Annotated in this window: 15 protein-coding genes, 21 tRNA genes, 1 rRNA gene and 1 other annotated feature (1 of these 38 running past the window's edge); of the genes, 9 read left to right on the forward strand and 28 right to left on the reverse strand. The window is 48.4% G+C overall.

What is annotated here, in order from left to right; translation table 11 throughout:
• Nucleotides 1–20: 20 nt before the first annotated feature.
• Nucleotides 21–239: a helix-turn-helix transcriptional regulator gene (locus CD000_RS12960; RefSeq protein ID WP_063192054.1), complete on the reverse strand. Its 219-nt coding sequence runs from the start codon at nt 237–239 to the stop codon at nt 21–23.
• A gap of 179 nt (nt 240–418) precedes the next feature.
• Between CD000_RS12960 and CD000_RS12965 the strand changes: the two genes are divergently transcribed.
• The 8 genes from CD000_RS12965 (at nt 419) to CD000_RS13000 (ending at nt 10,025) form a co-directional block, all read left to right on the forward strand.
• Nucleotides 419–787: a helix-turn-helix domain-containing protein gene (locus CD000_RS12965; RefSeq protein ID WP_096225812.1), complete on the forward strand. Its 369-nt coding sequence runs from the start codon at nt 419–421 to the stop codon at nt 785–787.
• Nucleotides 788–1,224: 437 nt separating this feature from the next.
• A complete protein-coding gene (locus CD000_RS12970) occupies nt 1,225–2,361 on the forward strand; it encodes an IS110-like element ISGka2 family transposase (protein WP_096224841.1) in 1,137 nt (378 codons plus the stop codon).
• Between the two features lie 417 nt (nt 2,362–2,778).
• Nucleotides 2,779–3,915 (forward strand): IS110-like element ISGka2 family transposase, encoded by a 1,137-nt coding sequence (locus CD000_RS12975; protein WP_096224841.1) that lies wholly within the window; start codon nt 2,779–2,781, stop codon nt 3,913–3,915.
• 30 nt (nt 3,916–3,945) lie between these two features.
• On the forward strand, nt 3,946–5,559 hold the full coding sequence (locus CD000_RS12980; protein ID WP_096225813.1) for a restriction endonuclease: 1,614 nt from the start codon (nt 3,946–3,948) through the stop codon (nt 5,557–5,559).
• A 104-nt stretch (nt 5,560–5,663) separates the two neighbouring features.
• Entirely contained in the window at nt 5,664–6,803 is a 1,140-nt protein-coding gene (locus CD000_RS12985; protein ID WP_096225814.1) for a three-Cys-motif partner protein TcmP, read from the forward strand.
• A 55-nt stretch (nt 6,804–6,858) separates the two neighbouring features.
• Nucleotides 6,859–7,578, forward strand: a complete 720-nt coding sequence (locus tag CD000_RS12990) for a DUF5131 family protein (RefSeq protein ID WP_096225815.1) — start codon at nt 6,859–6,861, stop codon at nt 7,576–7,578.
• A gap of 80 nt (nt 7,579–7,658) precedes the next feature.
• The gene (locus CD000_RS12995; protein WP_096225816.1) at nt 7,659–8,354 is read left to right on the forward strand and encodes an ImmA/IrrE family metallo-endopeptidase; all 696 of its coding nucleotides are present in this window, start codon (nt 7,659–7,661) and stop codon (nt 8,352–8,354) included.
• Between the two features lie 117 nt (nt 8,355–8,471).
• A complete protein-coding gene (locus tag CD000_RS13000) occupies nt 8,472–10,025 on the forward strand; it encodes a recombinase family protein (protein ID WP_096225817.1) in 1,554 nt (517 codons plus the stop codon).
• Here the strand turns inward: CD000_RS13000 and yhbH are convergent.
• From yhbH to queG, 5 genes are all read right to left on the reverse strand, one after another.
• Nucleotides 10,015–11,178, reverse strand: a complete 1,164-nt coding sequence (yhbH, locus tag CD000_RS13005; RefSeq protein ID WP_096225818.1) for a sporulation protein YhbH — start codon at nt 11,176–11,178, stop codon at nt 10,015–10,017. The two genes, CD000_RS13000 and yhbH, sit on opposite strands and share 11 nt — an antisense overlap.
• Nucleotides 11,179–11,486: 308 nt before the next feature.
• Nucleotides 11,487–13,382, reverse strand: a complete 1,896-nt coding sequence (locus tag CD000_RS13010; RefSeq protein ID WP_011229990.1) for a PrkA family serine protein kinase — start codon at nt 13,380–13,382, stop codon at nt 11,487–11,489.
• 324 nt (nt 13,383–13,706) lie between these two features.
• The gene (trmL, locus tag CD000_RS13015) at nt 13,707–14,180 is read right to left on the reverse strand and encodes a tRNA (uridine(34)/cytosine(34)/5-carboxymethylaminomethyluridine(34)-2'-O)-methyltransferase TrmL (protein ID WP_011229988.1); all 474 of its coding nucleotides are present in this window, start codon (nt 14,178–14,180) and stop codon (nt 13,707–13,709) included.
• 20 nt (nt 14,181–14,200) lie between these two features.
• Nucleotides 14,201–15,064: an amidase domain-containing protein gene (locus CD000_RS13020; RefSeq protein WP_096225819.1), complete on the reverse strand. Its 864-nt coding sequence runs from the start codon at nt 15,062–15,064 to the stop codon at nt 14,201–14,203.
• A gap of 61 nt (nt 15,065–15,125) precedes the next feature.
• Nucleotides 15,126–16,268, reverse strand: coding sequence for a tRNA epoxyqueuosine(34) reductase QueG (queG, locus tag CD000_RS13025; protein WP_011229986.1), 1,143 nt, complete (start codon nt 16,266–16,268; stop codon nt 15,126–15,128).
• Between the two features lie 52 nt (nt 16,269–16,320).
• Between queG and CD000_RS13030 the strand changes: the two genes are divergently transcribed.
• Nucleotides 16,321–16,986 (forward strand): B3/B4 domain-containing protein, encoded by a 666-nt coding sequence (locus CD000_RS13030; protein WP_011229985.1) that lies wholly within the window; start codon nt 16,321–16,323, stop codon nt 16,984–16,986.
• 300 nt (nt 16,987–17,286) lie between these two features.
• Here CD000_RS13030 and CD000_RS13035 read toward each other — a convergent pair.
• The 22 genes from CD000_RS13035 to rrf form a co-directional block, all read right to left on the reverse strand.
• Nucleotides 17,287–17,358, reverse strand: a tRNA-Glu gene (locus CD000_RS13035).
• 4 nt (nt 17,359–17,362) lie between these two features.
• Nucleotides 17,363–17,455 (reverse strand) — tRNA-Ser (locus CD000_RS13040).
• Nucleotides 17,456–17,462: 7 nt separating this feature from the next.
• Nucleotides 17,463–17,537, reverse strand: a tRNA-Asn gene (locus CD000_RS13045).
• A gap of 209 nt (nt 17,538–17,746) precedes the next feature.
• Nucleotides 17,747–17,820 (reverse strand) — tRNA-Ile (locus tag CD000_RS13050).
• A 6-nt stretch (nt 17,821–17,826) separates the two neighbouring features.
• Nucleotides 17,827–17,897, reverse strand: a tRNA-Gly gene (locus tag CD000_RS13055).
• A 22-nt stretch (nt 17,898–17,919) separates the two neighbouring features.
• Nucleotides 17,920–17,992, reverse strand: a tRNA-His gene (locus tag CD000_RS13060).
• 7 nt (nt 17,993–17,999) lie between these two features.
• Nucleotides 18,000–18,075, reverse strand: a tRNA-Thr gene (locus CD000_RS13065).
• Nucleotides 18,076–18,239: 164 nt separating this feature from the next.
• Nucleotides 18,240–18,330: transfer RNA gene (locus CD000_RS13070), tRNA-Ser, on the reverse strand.
• A gap of 19 nt (nt 18,331–18,349) precedes the next feature.
• A tRNA-Ile gene (locus CD000_RS13075) sits at nt 18,350–18,426 on the reverse strand.
• Between the two features lie 5 nt (nt 18,427–18,431).
• Nucleotides 18,432–18,508: transfer RNA gene (locus tag CD000_RS13080), tRNA-Met, on the reverse strand.
• Nucleotides 18,509–18,525: 17 nt separating this feature from the next.
• A tRNA-Ala gene (locus tag CD000_RS13085) sits at nt 18,526–18,598 on the reverse strand.
• Between the two features lie 8 nt (nt 18,599–18,606).
• Nucleotides 18,607–18,680 (reverse strand) — tRNA-Pro (locus CD000_RS13090).
• A gap of 6 nt (nt 18,681–18,686) precedes the next feature.
• Nucleotides 18,687–18,760 (reverse strand) — tRNA-Arg (locus CD000_RS13095).
• A gap of 5 nt (nt 18,761–18,765) precedes the next feature.
• A tRNA-Leu gene (locus tag CD000_RS13100) sits at nt 18,766–18,851 on the reverse strand.
• A 5-nt stretch (nt 18,852–18,856) separates the two neighbouring features.
• Nucleotides 18,857–18,931 (reverse strand) — tRNA-Gly (locus tag CD000_RS13105).
• Between the two features lie 7 nt (nt 18,932–18,938).
• Nucleotides 18,939–19,011 (reverse strand) — tRNA-Lys (locus CD000_RS13110).
• Between the two features lie 309 nt (nt 19,012–19,320).
• Nucleotides 19,321–19,393 (reverse strand) — tRNA-Thr (locus CD000_RS13115).
• Nucleotides 19,394–19,557: 164 nt separating this feature from the next.
• A tRNA-Phe gene (locus CD000_RS13120) sits at nt 19,558–19,633 on the reverse strand.
• 276 nt (nt 19,634–19,909) lie between these two features.
• Nucleotides 19,910–19,985: transfer RNA gene (locus CD000_RS13125), tRNA-Asp, on the reverse strand.
• Between the two features lie 4 nt (nt 19,986–19,989).
• Nucleotides 19,990–20,066: transfer RNA gene (locus CD000_RS13130), tRNA-Met, on the reverse strand.
• 146 nt (nt 20,067–20,212) lie between these two features.
• Nucleotides 20,213–20,288 (reverse strand) — tRNA-Val (locus CD000_RS13135).
• A gap of 8 nt (nt 20,289–20,296) precedes the next feature.
• A 5S ribosomal RNA gene (gene rrf, locus CD000_RS13140) occupies nt 20,297–20,413 on the reverse strand.
• A gap of 361 nt (nt 20,414–20,774) precedes the next feature.
• Nucleotides 20,775–21,046 (reverse strand) — a sequence feature (mutual gap in cmsearch alignment for this rRNA model is longer than 100); it runs 2,550 nt beyond the window's last position.

Genomic DNA, 21,046 nt, shown 5'->3' on the forward strand with positions numbered 1-21,046 from the left:
CACAGACAGTGGGATTTGTGTCATTTTTGTTCACTAACAGTTAACTTACTGTCCAAAAAAATATCATCTGGATGGGCGTTAAAGACTTGTGCGATTTTTACGGCTAAATCATAAGTAAGTCTTCGTTTGCCGTTTTCAATCATCCAGTAATACTCCTTAGAGATACCTACTGATTCTGCAACTTGTTTGCAAGTAAGGCCGTATTTTTTACGTACAGCTTCTAACCTTTCGAGTTTCACACCTCCCACCTCCTTTTGTCGTTAACCTGCTGTTAACTAAATTATAATTAACCTAAGGTTAACTTTCAAGAGTTTTTAATAAAAAAAATTTCTATTTAGTTAACAAGGAACTTAAGGCCTTTTGGTTATCTATTTGTTAACTTATAATTATTTATAGTACACGCGAAGAGGTGTTTTATGTGTTAGGTGACCGTCTAAGAAAGCTGAGACAAGAAAAAAAGCTCACGCAAGAAGAGCTTGGAAAGAAAATCAATGTTACAAAAGTTTCTATCTCTGGATATGAAAACGGCAACCGAACACCTGATACAGAAACACTTCAAAAACTCGCCGACTTTTTCAATGTCACCACTGACTACCTCCTCGGCCGGACTGACCATCCGAACCCGCCGGAGCAGGATGACATTCCAGAGGAGCTCAAAGATCCCGATCTGGGGCTATTCTTCAAGGAACTCGCCGAGGCGCCGGAGGAACGGCGGGAGCAATTACTTAAAATATGGGAGATCCTCAAGAGTGAGGGGGATCGGAAGCCAGGGGATAGGCAGAAATAACGCTTGAAAAACACATAATTAACTTTTTGAAAACCTGCTAACATAAGTCATCAAGGGAAGGACACCTAGGATAGTTTCATCTAGAGTGTCCTTGCTTTATTAGGAGGTTAACAATGGCAAAAAAGTATTACTATCAAAAAACCATTTATAATGAATACCTTGGAAAAGTTCCATGAGCAATTTTTGCTCTCCACCCGGGCATGAAAATCCCCCTTTTCTTCCCATAATGAAGAATAGGCGCAAACAGTTCAACAGGACGTTATGCTTAATGGTGGCTTAGACCCTGTACGGAAAAGTGTTTGAATCCACTGGGTGCACCACCCATTGTCCGCCCTTTCCTGTGATAGAGGAAAGGTGACGACGAACGGAAAACTGCCGCATTTCTCCCGTGGATTCGCTGTTTGCGCACTCGATCATCGAAAAGGAGGATTTTCATCATGGATGTCATCTATCCTCGCTGCGCAGGATTGGATGTTCATGCCGAAACCATCGTCGCCTGCGCGCTATGGGAAGAAGATGGACACATTCAAAAGGACATTCAAACCTTCTCCACGTTCTCGAAAGGACTTGGCGACCTGCTCGAGTGGCTCGAAGAACATGGGGTCACCCATGTCGCCATGGAATCCACCGGCGTGTATTGGAAACCGGTCTTTGCCTTCCTCGAGGGCTATGTCGACTTGACACTGGCCAATCCGCAGCGGATCAAAAATGTCCCGGGAAGAAAAACCGATGTCTCTGACGCCGAGTGGATCGCCAAGCTGCTCCGCCATGGACTCGTTGAAAAAAGTTTCGTCCCCCCAGCGGATATTCGCGAATTGCGGGATTTTACCCGCCTCCGCAAAAAGTGGGTCGGACAGCTGACTTCGGAGAAAAACCGGATTCAAAAAGTGCTCGAGTCTTCCAATGTCAAACTCGGCTCGGTCCTCTCCGATCTCTTCGGCGTTTCCGGAAAAGACATCCTCGCCCGGCTGCTTGAGAAGGGATACGTGGACAAGGACGAGTTGGATCAATGCCTGCGCGGAAGGCTCAAAAAGAAAAAGCAAGCGGTGTACGATTCGCTGCTCGGCACCTTGACCGAACACGAGCTCCGTCTCCTTCGCCTCTTGTGGAAACACGTTGAGGAATTGGAGCGGCTCATCGAAGAAGTCGACCAACACATCGACCGCCTGCTCGAGCCGTATCGCGAGGAAGTGAACCTGTTGATGACCATGCCCGGAGTGAAAAAACAAACCGCCGCCGTCATCATAGCCGAGATGGGAACCGACATGAGCGTCTTTGAAACGCCGGAACGGGCGGCTTCATGGACTGGATTGTCCCCCGGCAACCATGAAAGCGCCGGAAAGCGAAAGAGCACGCGCACGACAAAAGGCAATCCCCATCTCCGATCGGCGTTATGCGAGGCGGCATGGTCAGCAGCTCGATCCAAGACGCATCCCTTGTCCCGAAAGTTTTGGTCGTTGGCGGCCCGGTGCGGGAAGAAAAAAGCCCTCATCGCCACAGCTCGGCGGATGTTGGTGATCATCTTTTGCATGATCTCCCGCAAAGAGCCGTTCCGCCAACCACAACTTATTTAGTCTAGCCAAAAGGCAGACAGGTTATACGAGATGCCTAAAATCGGGCACCTCTGCTTTCCTATTGCCTTTTTTGGCCATTTTCAGTATACCCTCACGGATCAGGAGCGTATACCGCACTCACCAAGTGGTGGGGATTTCCACGGAAAAGTTCCATGAGCAATTTTTGCTCTCCACCCGGGCATGAAAATCCCCCTTTTCTTCCCATAATGAAGAATAGGCGCAAACAGTTCAACAGGACGTTATGCTTAATGGTGGCTTAGACCCTGTACGGAAAAGTGTTTGAATCCACTGGGTGCACCACCCATTGTCCGCCCTTTCCTGTGATAGAGGAAAGGTGACGACGAACGGAAAACTGCCGCATTTCTCCCGTGGATTCGCTGTTTGCGCACTCGATCATCGAAAAGGAGGATTTTCATCATGGATGTCATCTATCCTCGCTGCGCAGGATTGGATGTTCATGCCGAAACCATCGTCGCCTGCGCGCTATGGGAAGAAGATGGACACATTCAAAAGGACATTCAAACCTTCTCCACGTTCTCGAAAGGACTTGGCGACCTGCTCGAGTGGCTCGAAGAACATGGGGTCACCCATGTCGCCATGGAATCCACCGGCGTGTATTGGAAACCGGTCTTTGCCTTCCTCGAGGGCTATGTCGACTTGACACTGGCCAATCCGCAGCGGATCAAAAATGTCCCGGGAAGAAAAACCGATGTCTCTGACGCCGAGTGGATCGCCAAGCTGCTCCGCCATGGACTCGTTGAAAAAAGTTTCGTCCCCCCAGCGGATATTCGCGAATTGCGGGATTTTACCCGCCTCCGCAAAAAGTGGGTCGGACAGCTGACTTCGGAGAAAAACCGGATTCAAAAAGTGCTCGAGTCTTCCAATGTCAAACTCGGCTCGGTCCTCTCCGATCTCTTCGGCGTTTCCGGAAAAGACATCCTCGCCCGGCTGCTTGAGAAGGGATACGTGGACAAGGACGAGTTGGATCAATGCCTGCGCGGAAGGCTCAAAAAGAAAAAGCAAGCGGTGTACGATTCGCTGCTCGGCACCTTGACCGAACACGAGCTCCGTCTCCTTCGCCTCTTGTGGAAACACGTTGAGGAATTGGAGCGGCTCATCGAAGAAGTCGACCAACACATCGACCGCCTGCTCGAGCCGTATCGCGAGGAAGTGAACCTGTTGATGACCATGCCCGGAGTGAAAAAACAAACCGCCGCCGTCATCATAGCCGAGATGGGAACCGACATGAGCGTCTTTGAAACGCCGGAACGGGCGGCTTCATGGACTGGATTGTCCCCCGGCAACCATGAAAGCGCCGGAAAGCGAAAGAGCACGCGCACGACAAAAGGCAATCCCCATCTCCGATCGGCGTTATGCGAGGCGGCATGGTCAGCAGCTCGATCCAAGACGCATCCCTTGTCCCGAAAGTTTTGGTCGTTGGCGGCCCGGTGCGGGAAGAAAAAAGCCCTCATCGCCACAGCTCGGCGGATGTTGGTGATCATCTTTTGCATGATCTCCCGCAAAGAGCCGTTCCGCCAACCACAACTTATTTAGTCTAGCCAAAAGGCAGACAGGTTATACGAGATGCCTAAAATCGGGCACCTCTGCTTTCCTATTGCCTTTTTTGGCCATTTTCAGTATACCCTCACGGATCAGGAGCGTATACCGCACTCACCAAGTGGTGGGGATTTTCACGGAAAAGTTAAGACGATTAAGGCTGAAAGTCGGTGGGAACTAGAATTAAAAGTTGAGGAGCAAATTGCAAAGTGGGATCTAGAGGAAGAGAAGCAGAGAAAACGAGAAGCTATTCTCGATATGAAAGAAGAAGCCGAATTCGAGACAGAGCTTGCTGTGGAAAAAATTGAGCAATACAGAAATCTCCTAAATCATACCCTGAATTTAAACGATAAGTTGGATTGGGACCAACAAAAGAAGACGGATCCATTTCGTCCGTTTGAATTTGAAAAAAAGGATCTGCAATATTTTTTAAAGAAGCATAAAGTTCCTAAAAAATCATTTGTTGAATCTTTACTCCCCTTTTTAAAAAAAGAAAGAGAAAAGCTCGAGAAACAAGCACAAGATGAATACAACGAACACCTACAAGAATACGAAAAGGCTTATAATGACTACTTAGCCGAGAAAGAAAAATATGAAAAAGAACAGGATGAGTACAATAAGGAAATCGATGAATGGCGCGCAAATTTCGAAGCTGGTGATCCGGAAGCTATTGAGAAATACATTAATGTTGTGTTGGAAAACTCCGCTTATCCCGAAGAAATCGAAAAAGAGTATGAGGTTCAGTATCGTCCGGATTTAAAAACGGTAATTATTTCCTATAAATTACCTTCGCCTGCTGTTATCCCAAAAATAGTTGAGTTCAAATATTCACCGACTAAGCAGGAGATTGTTGCAAAGGAAATGAAAAAGAAAGAATTCGAGGAGTTTTACGATTCGATAATTTACCAAATTACCTTGAGGACGATCCATGAGATTTTTGAATCGGTATACATAGAACATGTGGATGTAGTAGTCTTTAACGGTTGGGTTGATTATGTTGATGAATCCACTGGCCAGGATAGCTCGTCATGCATCATATCTGTACAAACTTCACGCAAAGAGTTTGAGGGGATCAATCTCGCCCGGGTGGACTACAAAAAATGTATTCAAAATCTAAAAGGGATCTTTGCAGGAAAATTAGCATTTCTAACCCCTGTTAAACCAATTTTGGATATTGATAAAGAGGATAATCGGTTTGTCGAATCGAAAGATATTTTATCTAATCTGCACTCAAATCAAAACTTAGCCACCATGCATTGGGAGGATTTCGAGCATTTAGTCAGACAATTATTTGAGAAAATGTTTAATGAGGATGGTGCTGAAGTAAAGGTTACACAGGCAAGTAGAGATGGAGGAGTTGATGCGGTCGCCTTCGATCCTGATCCCATAAAAGGTGGAAAATTCGTTATTCAAGCCAAACGCTATAACAATACAGTGCCTGTTTCCGCTGTTCGCGACCTTTATGGAACTATGTTGCACGAGGGAGCCACCAAAGGAATCTTAGTAACAACAAGCAACTTCGGAAAAGACGCCCTTGAATTTGTCAAAGATAAACCAATTACGTTAATCAATGGGCAAGAATTATTATACCTATTCCATAAGTATGGATACAAAAACTTACAAATTGTGCTTGATAAATGAGTTGAGAATAAGCCCATCTATAAACTATACGGATATGCAGCAGGAAAAGACATCACCGCCACGTGGCTTGATGTCTTTTTTATTCTTGTAAGGGAGGGAATATTATGACAAATTCAACAGAATTTTTTGTTAGTCCGCGTGAACAATCTAAAGTCAAAACAGCCATACTAACAAAATATTTTGGAGCTTGGTCTAAAATTATGATTCCACGTTCAAAAAGTGGTAGAGTGGCATATATTGACTTGTTCAGTGGCCCTGGTAAGTTCGAAACTGGCGAGCATTCAACCCCACTCATTATTTTAGAAAAATGCATTAGTAATGATGATCTCCGAAAAAGCGTGGTAACTATTTTTAACGATGCAGATCCAAAACTAACTAAAGATTTAGAACAAAATATACAGGATCTACCCAATATAGACACTCTAGCTTATAAGCCCCAAGTATGGAATTTAGTTGTTGGCGACGAAATTGCTAAATTGTTTTCGAAGAACAGTCTAATACCGACTCTTGCATTCATTGACCCTTGGGGATACAAGGGATTAACTACTAACCTTGTTAGTGCACTAATCAAAGATTTTGGATCCGACTGTGTATTCTTTTTCAACTACAATAGAATCAATATGGGGTTGACCAATGCATTAGTAAAAGATCATATGGATGCACTGTTTGGAGTAGAAAGAGCTGAAAAAATGAGAACAAAAGTTAAAAGTTTATCACCAGAAGAAAGAGAATTATATATCGTAAATGAGCTTGCAGAAACTCTTTCCGATAATGGAAGTAACTATGTGCTTCCATTTCGATTCCTGGATGAACAAAAGCACAAGACAAGCCATTATCTAATTTTTGTTTCGAAACATGTATTAGGCTATTCGATCATGAAAGATATTATGGCTAACGAAAGTACTTTGAAAAATGATGGTGTAGCAAGTTTCTCCTATATTCCAGTTAAACATATTGAACGGCATCGCAATGTTCAGCTTTCATTACTGTCTCAATACGAAAGGCCACTGGATAGCCTAGGTAGAGATTTATTATCTGTATTTGCCGGTCAAACGTTAACGGTAGAGGAAATTTATCAAAAACACCACGTAGGAACCCCTTTCGTTAAATCAAACTACAAAGAGGCCCTTCGGAGATTAGAAGAAGAAAACAAAATAAGTGCAGATCCCCCAGCTGAAAAAAGACGTCCACGTAAAGGGGTTCGTACATTAGCGGATAACGTAAAAATCACATTCCCTAAATAAGAACCTATGTTCCCTCCGTCTTTTATGATAAAATATATATTAAGGAGGGATAAACATGGCTGGCAACTCAAACATTGAGTGGACAGAAGCCACTTGGAACCCTGTCACTGGATGCACAAAAGTTTCCGAAGGTTGTCGTAATTGTTATGCTTTACGAATGGCAAATCGATTACAAGCAATGGGTAATCCACGCTACAAAAATGGTTTTGATGTTACTCTACATTACGACCTGATTGATTTACCGCGTAATTGGAAAAAACCGAAGAAAATTTTTGTGAACTCCATGTCAGATTTGTTTCATAAGGATGTTCCAGTAGAATTTATTCAACAAATATTTAAAACGATGAACGAAACACCGCACCACACTTATCAGATTCTAACCAAGCGACCTGAAAGACTTCTTGAGCTATCACCTTTTCTAGATTTTACACCGAACATATGGATGGGCACAAGTGTGGAAAACGAACGTGTAACATCTCGCATCGATCTATTACGGAAAGTACCTGCCAAGGTTAGGTTCTTATCATGCGAACCACTGATCGGCCCGTTGGATAACTTAGATCTTACCGGTATCCACTGGGTTATCGTTGGCGGAGAGTCAGGCCCAGGAGCACGACCAATGCAGGCAGAATGGGTTCGAAGCATTAGGGATCAGTGCCAAGAACAACAAGTAGCCTTTTTCTTTAAACAATGGGGAGGCGTTCAAAAGCATAGAACAGGTCGCACTTTAGATAATAGGACATATGATGAATACCCCTCTTTAATTACTACATGAAGCCCTTATAATAGGGCTTTTTTTCTTTTTCTATTGCCATCCCAAACATACGTTCCTATAATAAAAGTGAGGTGATTCCCATGAACTTCTCGTCGTACCAGTTCACCCCACTGGAACAATATATTTGTGAATTGTACGAGCATTTGGCGATCAAGAAGCCTCATCAGCTCGACATGATCGACATTGCCGCAAAGTTGAACGTCTGGCTGCATTTTGCCGATATCCGAAGCACAGCGATCGAACGGAACGGAGTGTACAGCATCATCATCGACCGCCGCCTCAGCCGTCAGCAACAATGGCAAGAGTTTGGCCATGAGCTTGGGCATGTATTGCGCCATGCGGGAAATCAAATGCTACTTCCCCCTTCCCTCGTACAGCTACAAGAAGCCCAGGCGACGAATTTTGCGCTGCACTTTTGTGTGCCGACGTTTATGCTACTTGAGCTTGAGCTTCCACACACAGAAAAGGAAATCGTCTATGTACTGAGTGAAACGTTTGGTGTGGAGCCGCTGTTCGCCAAACGGCGCTGGGATCGCTTTAAGGAACAATGGGAAAGCTACCGGTTTTATGAGGCGCTTTTCGGATATATGCAAGTCGCTGAACCGGTTGCCGCCGCTGTCGGCCGTGATGCCGAGAATAATCTCCGCTTACTTCGTGAGTATGCTGCGTCACATGTTGGATCTCTATTTATTGACGGACCTCTGACCGACGAAGAACAAGAGGAAATCGTCCGCTACTTGCAACGGATGGACCGTCATAGTGAAAAAACGCCTTAAATTATACCGGTGCGAGGCGACTGAACCGCATAAAATGATAAAGGCTAGTCCGCATATTTGCCTCTTTTTTTGCATACATGGTGATAGCGAGTTCTATTTCAGGGTAGAGGTGGTTTGATGTATAGACCAAGAAACTTGGATGTTTTTATCTACCTGCGTAAAAGCCGCAAGGACATCGAAGAAGAGAAAAAAGCTGCTGAGTTCGGCGCGTCATACGATACATTGCAACGGCATCGGGATAACTTGCTGGCCGTGGCGCGTAAAGAAGGACACAATATTCTCGGCATCTTTGAGGAGATTGTGTCCGGCGAGTCCATTGCTGAACGCTCCGAGATTCAGAAGCTTTTGCGAGAGCTGGAAACGGGAGTGGCTGATGCGGTGCTTGTCATGGACATTGACCGCCTCGGCCGTGGGGATATGCTCGATCAAGGCATCTTGGATCGCGCCTTTCGCTATTCGGGAACGAAAATCATCACCCCGACGGAAGTCTATGACCCGGAAAGCGAGACGTGGGAGCTCGTCTTCGGTGTGAAATCCATCGTGTCACGCGAAGAGCTCAAAGTCATTACGAAGCGCCTCCAAGGTGGTCGACGCGACTCGGCCGCTAAAGGACGTTCCATCTCAAAAAAGCCGCCATACGGCTATCTTCGTGATGAAAAACTAAGGCTCTACCCGGATCCGGAAACGTCATGGGTTGTGGTGAAAATCTTTGAGATGATGCGCGACGGATACGGTCGCCAGGCGATCGCCGCTGAACTGGATCGGCTCGGAGTGAAGCCGCCTGACGAAAAGCGCGCTTTCTGGTCTCCTTCGACGATCAGCGCCATTATCAAAAATGAGGTGTATCTCGGGCATATCATCTGGGGCAAGGTGAAATACATTAAGCAAAACGGCAAGTATAAACGCAAGAAAATGCCGAGAGAGCGCTGGTATGTCAAAGAGAACGCCCATGAACCCCTTGTGTCTAAGGAGCTCTGGGAAGCCGCCAACAAAGCGTATCGAAGCCGCTGGCGCCCTTCTACGGTGGAAAGCAAACCGTTAGCCAACCCGCTGGCCGGGTTGTTGAAATGCGAAATCTGTGGCTATACGATGTGGTATCAGCCGCGTAAAGACCGCCCTCATCCGCTTGTGCGTTGCCCAAATCCAAAATGCAAAGGCGTGCAAAAGGGAGCGCTCCTGCCGCTCGTTGAGGAGAAAATCTTGCAATCTCTCGCCGAGTTCGTCGATCAGTTTGAAGTGCAGGAGGAAGCTCTCGCCCGAAAAGAACAGCGTTCGGTCATCCCGCTAAAGCAAAAAGCCGTCGAAAAAAAAGAAAAAGAGCTCCAGGAGCTCCATAAACAAAAAGATGCACTGCATGATCTACTAGAGCGAGGCGTCTATACGATTGAGACGTTCCTGGAACGCCAGCAAACGATCGTCAGTCGGATCAAGAAAACCCAAGAGGAAATCGATCAACTGCGTGAGGAAATCGCTAAAGAGCAGCTGAAAGAAAAGAACATCAACGAGTACATCCCGACAGTCAAGAAGGTGCTCGACGCCTACCGCCTCACCGACGATGTGGAAAAGAAAAATCGCCTTCTCAAGTCGGTTCTTGAGAAAGCGACATACTTGCGGAAACCCGAATGGACGAAAAAAGACCATTTTACGATCCAAATTTACCCTAGGATTTAGAGGCGACGGCCTCCTTTTTTTCTGCAGAAAAGAAATGTTTCAATGCCTGGAACACATCAGACTTTTGCTTTAAAATATAGTACCTGAATTTCTCGTCTTTCATGCTACTGTATGCCCGCATAAGGGTAGAGGGTGAACGATTGTACTGGTTGACTTCCCCATACCCAAACATGTTCGACACTTTCATCAGCTCTTGAACAAGCTTCACACAGCGGGCATTGTCCGATGTCAAGTTGTCGCCGTCGGAGAAGTGGAACGGATAAATGTTGTAGCGCGACGGAGAATACTTCGTTTCGATCAGTTCCAGCGCCTTGCGGTAGGCGGATGAGCAAATCGTCCCGCCGCTTTCCCCTTTCGTGAAAAATTCATCCTCGCTGACAACTTTCGCTTCCGTATGATGGGCGATAAAGGCGATGTCGACTGTTTCGTACTTCGTGCGCAAAAAGCGCGTCATCCAGAAGAAGAAGCTGCGCGCCATGTATTTTTCCCACATGCCCATCGAGCCGCTTGTGTCCATCATGGCCAAGACAACGGCCTTCGATTCCGGCTTGACGACTTCGTTCCACGTTTTAAACTTTAAATCTTCGCGGTAAATCGGGTAAAAGCCTGGTTTGCCGCTCATGGCGTTGCGCTTGAAAGCGGCGAGCATCGTCCGCTTTTTATCGATGTTCCCCATCAACCCGGTGCGGCGAATGTCGTTAAATTCGATATGTTGAACGACATTTTGATCCAGTTCTTTCCGCTGCAAGTTCGGCAGCTCCAATTGGCTAAAGAACGCTTCCTCAATCTCCATCAGCGACACTTCAGCTTCGTAATAATCTTGGCCCGGCAAATCGCCAGCACCTTGGCCTTTTCCTGGCCCCTCCCCGCTTCCGTCTCGGGCCACCACATCACCGACTTGGCTGTCTCCATTTCCTTGGCCGACGTGTTTGTTTTTCTCATAATTGTAGCGGATTTTGTATTCATCGAGCGAGCGGATCGGAATTTTAATCACATCGCGCCCGTTGGACATGATAATGCTTTCTTCCGTAATTAAGTCGGGCAAATTGTTTTTGATCGCTTCCTTCACTTTTTCTTGATGGCGCTTTTGATCATCATATCCTTTGCGGTGGAGGGACCAGTCTTCCTTCGATACAACAAAATTCCCCTTCATGTTTTCCCCTCCTTTGAAAAAATCATTTTCACACTTTTCGCTTTCCCGCATATACTTATGTTGGCGTCATCAAAACGGGCCATCACTATGCCAAGTTGGTTTATTTTATCGTATGCAAAAATTCAAAATAATTGACCAATGAATGAGGAAAATAGAAAAGTAGACAAGCCCGATTATCAGCTTCGCGCCCTCTTGTTCTCTTCCTTTTAGCGAAGCTCGCTGCGTCGTCTTTGCTCGACCCTCCCTGTGCAACTCGGTCAGACAGAGGAGGAGGATAAAAAAAGCATGCCTCAGCGCTTGAGGCATGCCTAGCGGTTCAACAAGCTGCCGACATAGCGGAGCAATTCGTTGGCTGACGTGGAGTTGTACCCGTATTCATCAATGAGGCGGGCGACGACTTCGTTAATTTTTTTCAACTGCTGCTCATCCGGTGTTTTCGTCGACGTTGTAATTTTGACAATGTCCTTTAAATCCGCAAACAATTTCTTCTGGATCGCTTCCCGCAACCGTTCATGTGAATTATAATCAAACCGCTGTCCTTTTCGTGCATATGCCGAAATGCGAATTAAAATTTCTTCACGAAACGCTTTTTTCGCATTTTCGGAAATGCCGATTTGTTCCTCGATCGAGCGCATCAGCTTTTCATCCGGATTCATTTCCTCGCCAGTGAGCGGATCGCGCAGTTTCGTCTTGTTGCAGTACGCCTCGACGTTGTCCAAATAGTTATCCATCAACGTTTTCGCCGACTCTTCATACGAATAGACGAACGCCTTTTGCACTTCTTGTTTGGCGATTTCGTCATATTCTTTACGCACAAGCGAAATGAAGTTCAAGTACCGCTCGCGGTCTTCCTTCGTGATCGACGGATGCTGATCCAACCCTTCTTTCAACGAACGAAGCACGTCAAGCGCATTGATCGACGGCACTCCTTTGCGAATGATGCAGGCAGAAATGCGGTTGATGACATAGCGTGGGTCGATGCCGCTCATCCCCTCGTCCGGATGCTCCTTTTTCAGCTCCTCCACATCGACCTCGCTGAATCCTTCGATCATTTCGCCATCATACAAGCGCATTTTCTTCAATAAATCCACATCCGGCCGCTTCGATTCTTTCAACCGCGTCAAAATCGTAAACATGGCCGCAATCCGCAACGTATGTGGAGCGATATGCACGTCGGCGACATCGCTTTCGCGGATCATTTTTTCGTAAATGCGCTCTTCTTCCGAGACGCGCAAGTTGTATGGAATCGGCATGACGATGATGCGCGAATGGAGCGCCTCGTTCTTTTTGTTGGCGATGAACGACCGATATTCCGTTTCGTTCGTATGAGCGATAATCAATTCGTCGGCGCTGATTAAAGCAAACCGCCCAGCCTTGAAATTGCCTTCTTGCGTCAGCGACAGCAAATGCCAAAGAAATTTTTCATCGCACTTTAACATCTCTTGAAATTCCATAATCCCGCGGTTGGCTTTGTTCAGCTCGCCGTCAAACCGGTACGCGCGCGGGTCGGACTCGGAGCCGTATTCCGCGATCGTTGAAAAATCGATGCTTCCCGTTAAATCGGCGATGTCTTGCGATTTTGGATCAGACGGACTGAACGTCCCGATGCCGACGCGGCGGTTTTCCGAGAAGAAAATGCGCTCCACTAGCACGTCTTCAATGCGTCCGCCGTACTCTTTCTCAAGCCGCATCATATTGAGCGGCGACAGCTCGCCTTCGATGCGAATGCCGTATTCGCGGTAAAAATCGTCGCGCAAATGGTGAGGAATGAGGTGAAGCGGATCTTCATGCATCGGGCACCCTTTAATGGCATACACCGCGCCGCGCTCTGTTTTTGAATACTCTTCAAGCCCACGCTTTAGCAAAGTCACAAGCGTCGACTTCCCGCCGCCAACTGGCCCCATCAGCAGCAAAATTCGTTTCCGCACATCCAACCGTTTCGCCGCTGGGTGGAAGTATTCTTCAACAAGCCGTTCGAGTGCTTCTTCGAGTCCGAACAAGTGCTGGCTAAAAAACTTATATCGTTTCCTTCCGTTCACCTCTTCGACCCCGGCATCTTTAATCATATTATAAACGCGCGAATGGGCCGATTGGGCCACCCACGGCTTTTCTTTTAAAATCTTTAAATACTCCGCGAACGTCCCTTCCCATTTCAGCTTTTCTTCTTCTTCCCGGTACCGTGCGATTTTTTGCAAAATATCCATAAAGGACCTCCTCACCCTTGGATGTCTAACAGCAAGATTATTACAATTTATGCGAGGATGTCCCGTATCATTCGCCGCAAAAAAAATTTTGTCTCCTAACAACCAACTGCGGTCATTCACATGCTTGGCCATATTCGCTATAATAAAGGGGGAAACGCCTGCCACTTTCATTATGAAGGAGGAACAAACGATGCGCACTTTGCTTGTGCTAGGGGTTATCATTGCGTTTTTGACGGCCATTTTCACCGCTGGCTATGAAGACAAACCAGGCGTCAGACAATAAGACCAAAAAAACGACCTCCAGAGCGAAGGTCGTTTTTTTGTTTATGACAACCCATAAAACCGTTGTTGGCGCAACGCTTCGTACACTAAAATGGCCGCCGTGTTCGACAAGTTTAACGAGCGCACTTTGTCATTCATCGGGATGCGAAGGCAACGGTCCATATTGGCCTCAAGCAGCTCCTTCGGCAGTCCGGTCGTTTCACGGCCGAACACAAAGAAAATATGTTTTTCTGTATCGCTGAAATCAAACGAATCATAATACCGGCGCCCGAATTTCGTAATGAAATAAAACTCCCCTTCCGGAAAGCGGGCGAATAGTTCGTCAAGCGAGTCATAATACGAAATATTGACATACGGCCAATAATCAAGCCCGGCGCGCTTTAACATTTTATCATCCGTAGAAAAACCGAGCGGGCGGATCAAATGGAGCGACGTATCGGTTGCTGCGCACGTACGAGCGATGTTTCCAGTATTGGCTGGAATTTCTGGCTGGTATAGCACTACATGAAGCGGCATTTCCTTCACCTCAGCAACGTTTATTTGCGATCGATGATGTGAAAAAACTTATAGCGAATGTTCGGCGTATAGGCGCTTGAATCTTCATACGACCAATAGCGCATTCGGCTGTTTGTCGTATGGGCGTTCACAAGCGGCATCCCGTTCTGATCTTTCGCCACCACAATCGTTGAGTGGTCGAAGCGTCCGTCCCCTTGAAAATCATAACAGATGACATCGCCTGCCATCAATTGCTCCGGCTCCGCCACTTCCACCGCCTGCAAGCCGATGCGCGACCCGCTCAAATACCAACGAAAAGCATGGGCCACAGCCCAGCTGTAACTCCAACTGTTGTTTTGACACCACCATCCCCTCGCCCGGTTCGGATAGCCCGTCATCGGTGCCCCGCCTGCATACAAGCATTGAGAGACAAAATTCGTGCAATCCACCGGAAACGACGGAAACACCGGGTTATGCCGATTCCACCACGTTTCCGCATACCGCACCGCCCGGGCGCGGTCATACTGGTAAGAAAGACGCTCCCCCGTCCATTGCTCTCGTTCGACGCGCGGCGCCTCCATATCCCCCCCCAACCGGTTGATCGGTTCATCAGTTACAAGCTCACCGCGAACAAAACAGGCGCATCGCTCCTCAACCTGTTCTTCTATATATAGTGAACCCCTTTGCTTAATTAAAAATTGATGGTGGGCAATATACATAACTTTCGCTTCCCGCTCGATGGTCTGCCTGCCGACAATTTGTCCCCGGATCGTGCAACGGACGATCTCCGCACCGCGCTTTTGGCAAAGCCGTTGCTTTCTTGCCGCCTCTTCGCTTCGGATATTGCTTTCCGACACAAACGAGCGGGCTCGCTCATCCAACCACGCGCGCAACTGTTTTTTCATGCTGCTTTCCACCACTTTCGTTTTTGTTACTACCTTATGTGGGGAAGCTGCGTTTTTTTCCCTATTCCTTTGCCTCAGCCAACAGTTTCAGTCCTTTTTCAATCTCAGCGATCACATCGGCATCCGCCTCCGTTTGCCGCGCGGCCTCCAAGTAAGGCTTAGCGCTTGGATCCCCGATTTTCCCGAGCGCCCACGCCGCCGTCCCGCGGATGACGGGACGGCTATCCTCTTTCAACAAACGCAGTAAGTGCGGCACCGCGGTTTGGTCTTTGTAATGGGCGAGCGCCAGAATGGCATTGCGCTGAATCGGCTTTTTCCCACGCCATGAACCCGCCATGGCCCCAAATGTTTCTTTAAATTCACGGTTGCTCATCTGAAGCAACGGGATGAGCTTCGGCTTTACCGCTTCCGGATCCGGCTCGAATTCTGGATGCAAATGAAAGTCTTTCCCCTTATTTTCCGGGCAGACTTGCTGGCATGTATCGCAGCCGTACAGCCGGTTCCCGATTTTCTCCCGAAACTCGTCGGCTAAAAAGCCTTTCGTTTGCGTTAAAAAGGAAAGGCACCGCTGTGCGTTCAGTTGCCCTCCTTGCACAAGCGCCCCGGTCGGGCAGGCATCAATGCATTTCGTGCACGTGCCGCATCGGTTTTCAACCGGTTCATCAGGGGGAAATGGAATATTCGTAATCATTTCTCCCAAATACACATACGATCCAAACTCCGGTGTAATAATAGAGCAGTTCTTGCCGCTCCAACCGATCCCTGCTCGTTCCGCCACCGCCCGATCAGCGAGCTCTCCGGTATCCACCATCGAGCGAACGCGGGCATGGGGCACTTTGGCCAGCAAAAACTCCTCGAGCTGCTGCAAACGTTCCCGCAACACATCGTGGTAGTCCTTTCCCCATGAAGCGCGGCAAAAAACGCCGCGCCGTTCCGTCTTTGTCCCCCGCGGCGCATTTTTCATTTTAGACGGATAGGCAAGAGCAATGGCAATAATCGATTTTGCTTCCGGAAGAAGCAATGAAGGATTCGTCCGTTTCTCAATATCTGGTTCCTCAAAACCGGACTGATAGCCGAGCTCCTGCTGGCGGCGCAGCCGTTCCTTTAATTCAACAAACGGATCAGCGCTCGCAAATCCGATTTTATCAATGCCGATTGACCGACTGTACTCAATGACTTCCTGCTTTAATGCCATAACATCCATCGTTTTCCCTCCTTTCGTCATATATGGTAAAATGAAATCCGAGGTGATCAAGATGAAATGCGTGATATCAGAACAACTAAAGCAACGCCTTCCTTCTGGTAAATTCGGCGTCATCCGCTATCATCATATCGAGGTCAGCGATTCACCGCAAATGTTAAGAGGGAGGCTTGAGCTGTTTCAAGAATCTCTTTACATCGAGCTGCAGGAAAAGTCGATTGCCGACATCCCTGAGATGGTCGAATGGCGCCGTACTTTCAAACAAATCGGAACGGACCCAAGCCGCTATCGACCGTCAAGTGAAAGCCTGTACCGACGCATCCAGAAAAAAAGCTTCATTCCGCCTATCCATTCAGCGGCGGACATAAACAACTTTTTTTCACTCTATTATAAAATTCCGCTCGGCATCTATGATCTAGACCGCATCAACGGGACAGTGACGCTCACGATCGGCACGGAACAAGATGAATACATCGCGTTAAACGGCCGCACAGTCAACTTTGCCAACAAACTCGTCAGCAAAGATGAACGAGGGCCGTTTGGCAGTCCGATCGTCGATTCGGAGCGGACCGCCGTGACGAGAGAAACGAAAAACGCTTTGCAAATCGTTTACTTTCTCCCATCAACGCCAGAAGAAACCGCCAAGCGCCAGCTTCAAGCCATCCAAACGATGTTTGTGCAAATTCATGGCGGCGAAGCCGACGCCCAATTGTTCATTTGATCTTCCCCCCACTTTCCTGCTGTTGGAAACGGGGGACTCCCTCCCTACTTGAACTCTCTCCCACCTACGCTCACGCGTGGAAGTGGGGGTCTTCTCGGTTTAGGGTGATAAAGAAAAAAACGCAATGCCTCGTTCTTTAACGAAACGAAACACTGCGTTGTCCCCAACAATCATAACGTAATTTTAAAGCTAACGAGAGATATTATAACAGACTTCCACACGCATCGCAAGAAAAAAACGCAAAAATCGACAAAAGAAATTGTACAAAAGGGCACCAGAATCTCTGGTGCCAGCAACCAGTGACCCGTACGGGATTCGAACCCGTGTTACCGCCGTGAAAGGGCGGTGTCTTAACCACTTGACCAACGGGCCATTATGGCGGAGAAGGCGGGATTTGAACCCGCGCGCCGCAAAACTGCGACCTAACGGTTTAGCAAACCGTCCCCTTCAGCCACTTGGGTACTTCTCCAAAGAAATGGCTCCGCAAGTAGGATTCGAACCTACGACCTACCGGTTAACAGCCGGTTGCTCTACCGCTGAGCTATTGCGGAATGATGAATAACTATATGTTATGCACATCTTCCAAATGTGCTCGTTGCCTCTTCCTCTGCCAGCTAATTCAAGGAAGCGGGATGCGTCGAGGCAACTCGCAGCGAATTCGAAGATGTGAAGCTCGTCGCTCCGATTTTGCTGTGGAACGATGGGGCATTGTTCGCCCATTATTATAGCGAATGACCCAAAAATATTCAATAGAAAATAATGGGCCTAAGTGGACTTGAACCACCGACCTCACGCTTATCAGGCGTGCGCTCTGACCAGCTGAGCTATAGGCCCATAAAAAGCGGGTGATGGGAATCGAACCCACGACATCAGCTTGGAAGGCTGAGGTTTTACCACTAAACTACACCCGCAAATATAGAATATAATGAAAAGGGCGACTAGTGGGAATCGAACCCACGCATGCCAGAGCCACAATCTGGTGCGTTAACCACTTCGCCATAGTCGCCTCGTTCTGGTGCCGGCTGCAGGACTTGAACCCGCAACCTACTGATTACAAGTCAGTTGCTCTACCAATTGAGCTAAGCCGGCACATTTAACATGAGTTACTGGCTCATATGATCTGCTCGGTTGTGCCTCTTCCTCTACAAGCTGATTCGAGGAAGCTAGGTGCGTCGAGGTAACTCGAAGCCAATTCGATGATGCCGATGCTCGTCTCTACCAATTGAGCTAAGCCGGCACGATTTTAAAGTGCATGGCGGAGGAGGAGGGATTCGAACCCCCGCGCGCCTTGCGGCGCCTCTCGGTTTTCAAGACCGACCCCTTCAACCACTTGGGTACTCCTCCAAAAAAGCAACAATAATAATGGTGGACCTTGTAGGACTCGAACCTACGACCGGACGGTTATGAGCCGTCTGCTCTAACCAGCTGAGCTAAAGGTCCGATAATGGTGGCGGTGGAGGGGATCGAACCCCCGACCTCACGGGTATGAACCGTACGCTCTAGCCAGCTGAGCTACACCGCCAAATTTAAGTCAAAAGGTGGAGCCTATCGGGATCGAACCGATGACCTCCTGCTTGCAAAGCAGGCGCTCTCCCAGCTGAGCTAAGGCCCCATGATAAATCGGGAAGACAGGATTTGAACCTGCGACCTCACGGACCCGAACCGTGTGCTCTACCAAGCTGAGCTACTTCCCGACAAAACGCGCTCGAGAGGATTCGAACCCCTAACCTTCTGATCCGTAGTCAGATGCTCTATCCAATTGAGCTACGAGCGCACAAGTGCCGAGGGCCGGACTCGAACCGGCACGGTAGTTACCTACCCCAGGATTTTAAGTCCTGTGCGTCTGCCAATTCCGCCACCCCGGCGGAAGTGGAGCGGAAGACGGGGCTCGAACCCGCGACCCCCACCTTGGCAAGGTGGTGTTCTACCGCTGAACTACTTCCGCAAGACGATGAGCCATGGAGGACTCGAACCTCCGACCCTCTGATTAAAAGTCAGATGCTCTACCTACTGAGCTAATGGCTCATGGTTAGGATAACACTCTAAGCTTCATTTCACTCTACCTGCCCCTTCCTCTACAAGCTTATTCGAAGAAGTCAAGTGCGTCGGGGCAACTCGCAGCGAACTCGAAGATGCAACGCTCGTTACTGAGCTAATGGCTCATGGGTTCAATAACACTCCGAGACAACGATGTCCCTTCCTCTACTAGCATATTCGAAGATGTCAGATGCGTCGGGACAACTCGCATCGAACTCGAAGATGTAGCGCTCGTTACTGAGCTAATGGCTCGCGGTTGCCGCCTTAATGGCTTAAGGGGTTATTAAGGAATAAGAATGCCGGCTGCAGGACTTGAACCCGCAACCTACTGATTACAAGTCAGTTGCTCTACCAATTGAGCTAAGCCGGCACGTTTAACATGAGTTACTGGCTCATATGATCTGCTCGGTTGTGCCTCTTCCTCTACAAGCTGATTCGAGGAAGCTAGGTGCGTCGAGGCAACTCGCAGCCAATTCGATGATGCCGATGCTCGTCTCTACCAATTGAGCTAAGCCGGCATAATTTATAGTTTGATGGTGGCTCGGGACGGAATCGAACCGCCGACACAAGGATTTTCAGTCCTTTGCTCTACCGACTGAGCTACCGAGCCATATATTATTTTTTAACTCGCTCGTTGAATTGCTCTGTGCCTCTTCCTCTACCAGCTGATTCAAAGACGCTCGATGCGTCGAGGCAACTCGAAGCGAATTCGATGAAGCGGATGCTCGTCTCTACCGACTGAGCCACCGAGCCATATTAAGTTTTACGTTGCTTTACTTGTACTGCACTGTGTCTCTTCTTCTGCAAGGTGATTCGAGGAAGCCAGATGCGTTGAGGCAACTCCGACTGAGCTGCTGAGCTGTCTCTTTTCATAATTTTGAAACAATGGCGGTCCCGACGGGACTCGAACCCGCGATCTCCTGCGTGACAGGCAGGCATGTTAACCACTACACTACGGGACCAATTTGGTTGCGGGGGCAGGATTTGAACCTGCGACCTTCGGGTTATGAGCCCGACGAGCTACCGGACTGCTCCACCCCGCGGCGATAGGAAATGAACTTATTTCGATCATACACTGAGTATCGGTTTAAATATTTATTGCCTCTTCCTCTGCCAGCTGATTCAAAGATGCTCGGTGCGTCGAGGTAACTCGCGATGATGAGAAAGCAAGTCAGCTTTTATATTAAGATGGTGGAGGATGACGGGATCGAACCGCCGACCCCTTGCTTGTAAGGCAAGTGCTCTCCCAGCTGAGCTAATCCTCCACGAAATTGCCTAGCAGCGACCTACTCTTGCAGGGGCGCTGGCCCCAACTACCATCGGCGCTGGAGGGCTTAACTTCCGTGTTCGGGATGGGAACGGGTGTTTCCCCTCCGCCATAGCCACTAGGCAATGATGATCATCTTGGACAGTAATTATTATATCCATCCTGTTGGATTTGTCAACAGGATGTTCATTCCCTCAAAACTAGATAACCGTGCTCAGGAAGAAGCCGCTCGCCTGCGCTTTTCGCATTGTCCAGCTCCGGCTCGCCGCCGCTCGGGGTCAAATAACCTTCGCCTTCGGGATCGGAAATCCCTGCAGGCGAAGAACATTTGCCCGTCGCGGCGACCCGCTCGCCTGCGCTTTTCTTTGTCCAGTTCCAGCGCCTAGCTCTCTTCTGCCAAATAACCTTCCCCCTCGGGGTGCAAGCACCCCTGCGGGTGAAGAACATTTGGCTTCGAGAGCTAATCGCGGCGCTTTCACTTTTCTAGGTTAAGCCCTCGATCGATTAGTATCCGTCAGCTCCACGTGTCGCCACGCTTCCACCTCGGACCTATCGACCTCGTCATCTTCGAGGGATCTTACCCGCTTTGCGCGGTGGGAAATCTCATCTTGAGGGGGGCTTCACGCTTAGATGCTTTCAGCGCTTATCCCGTCCGCACATAGCTACCCAGCGGTGCCCCTGGCGGGACAACTGGTACACCAGCGGTGCGTCCATCCCGGTCCTCTCGTACTAAGGACAGCTCCTCTCAAATTTCCT

It is taken from the genome of Geobacillus sp. FJAT-46040 (assembly GCF_002335725.1).
Classification (GTDB): Bacteria; Bacillota; Bacilli; order Bacillales; family Anoxybacillaceae; genus Geobacillus; species Geobacillus thermoleovorans.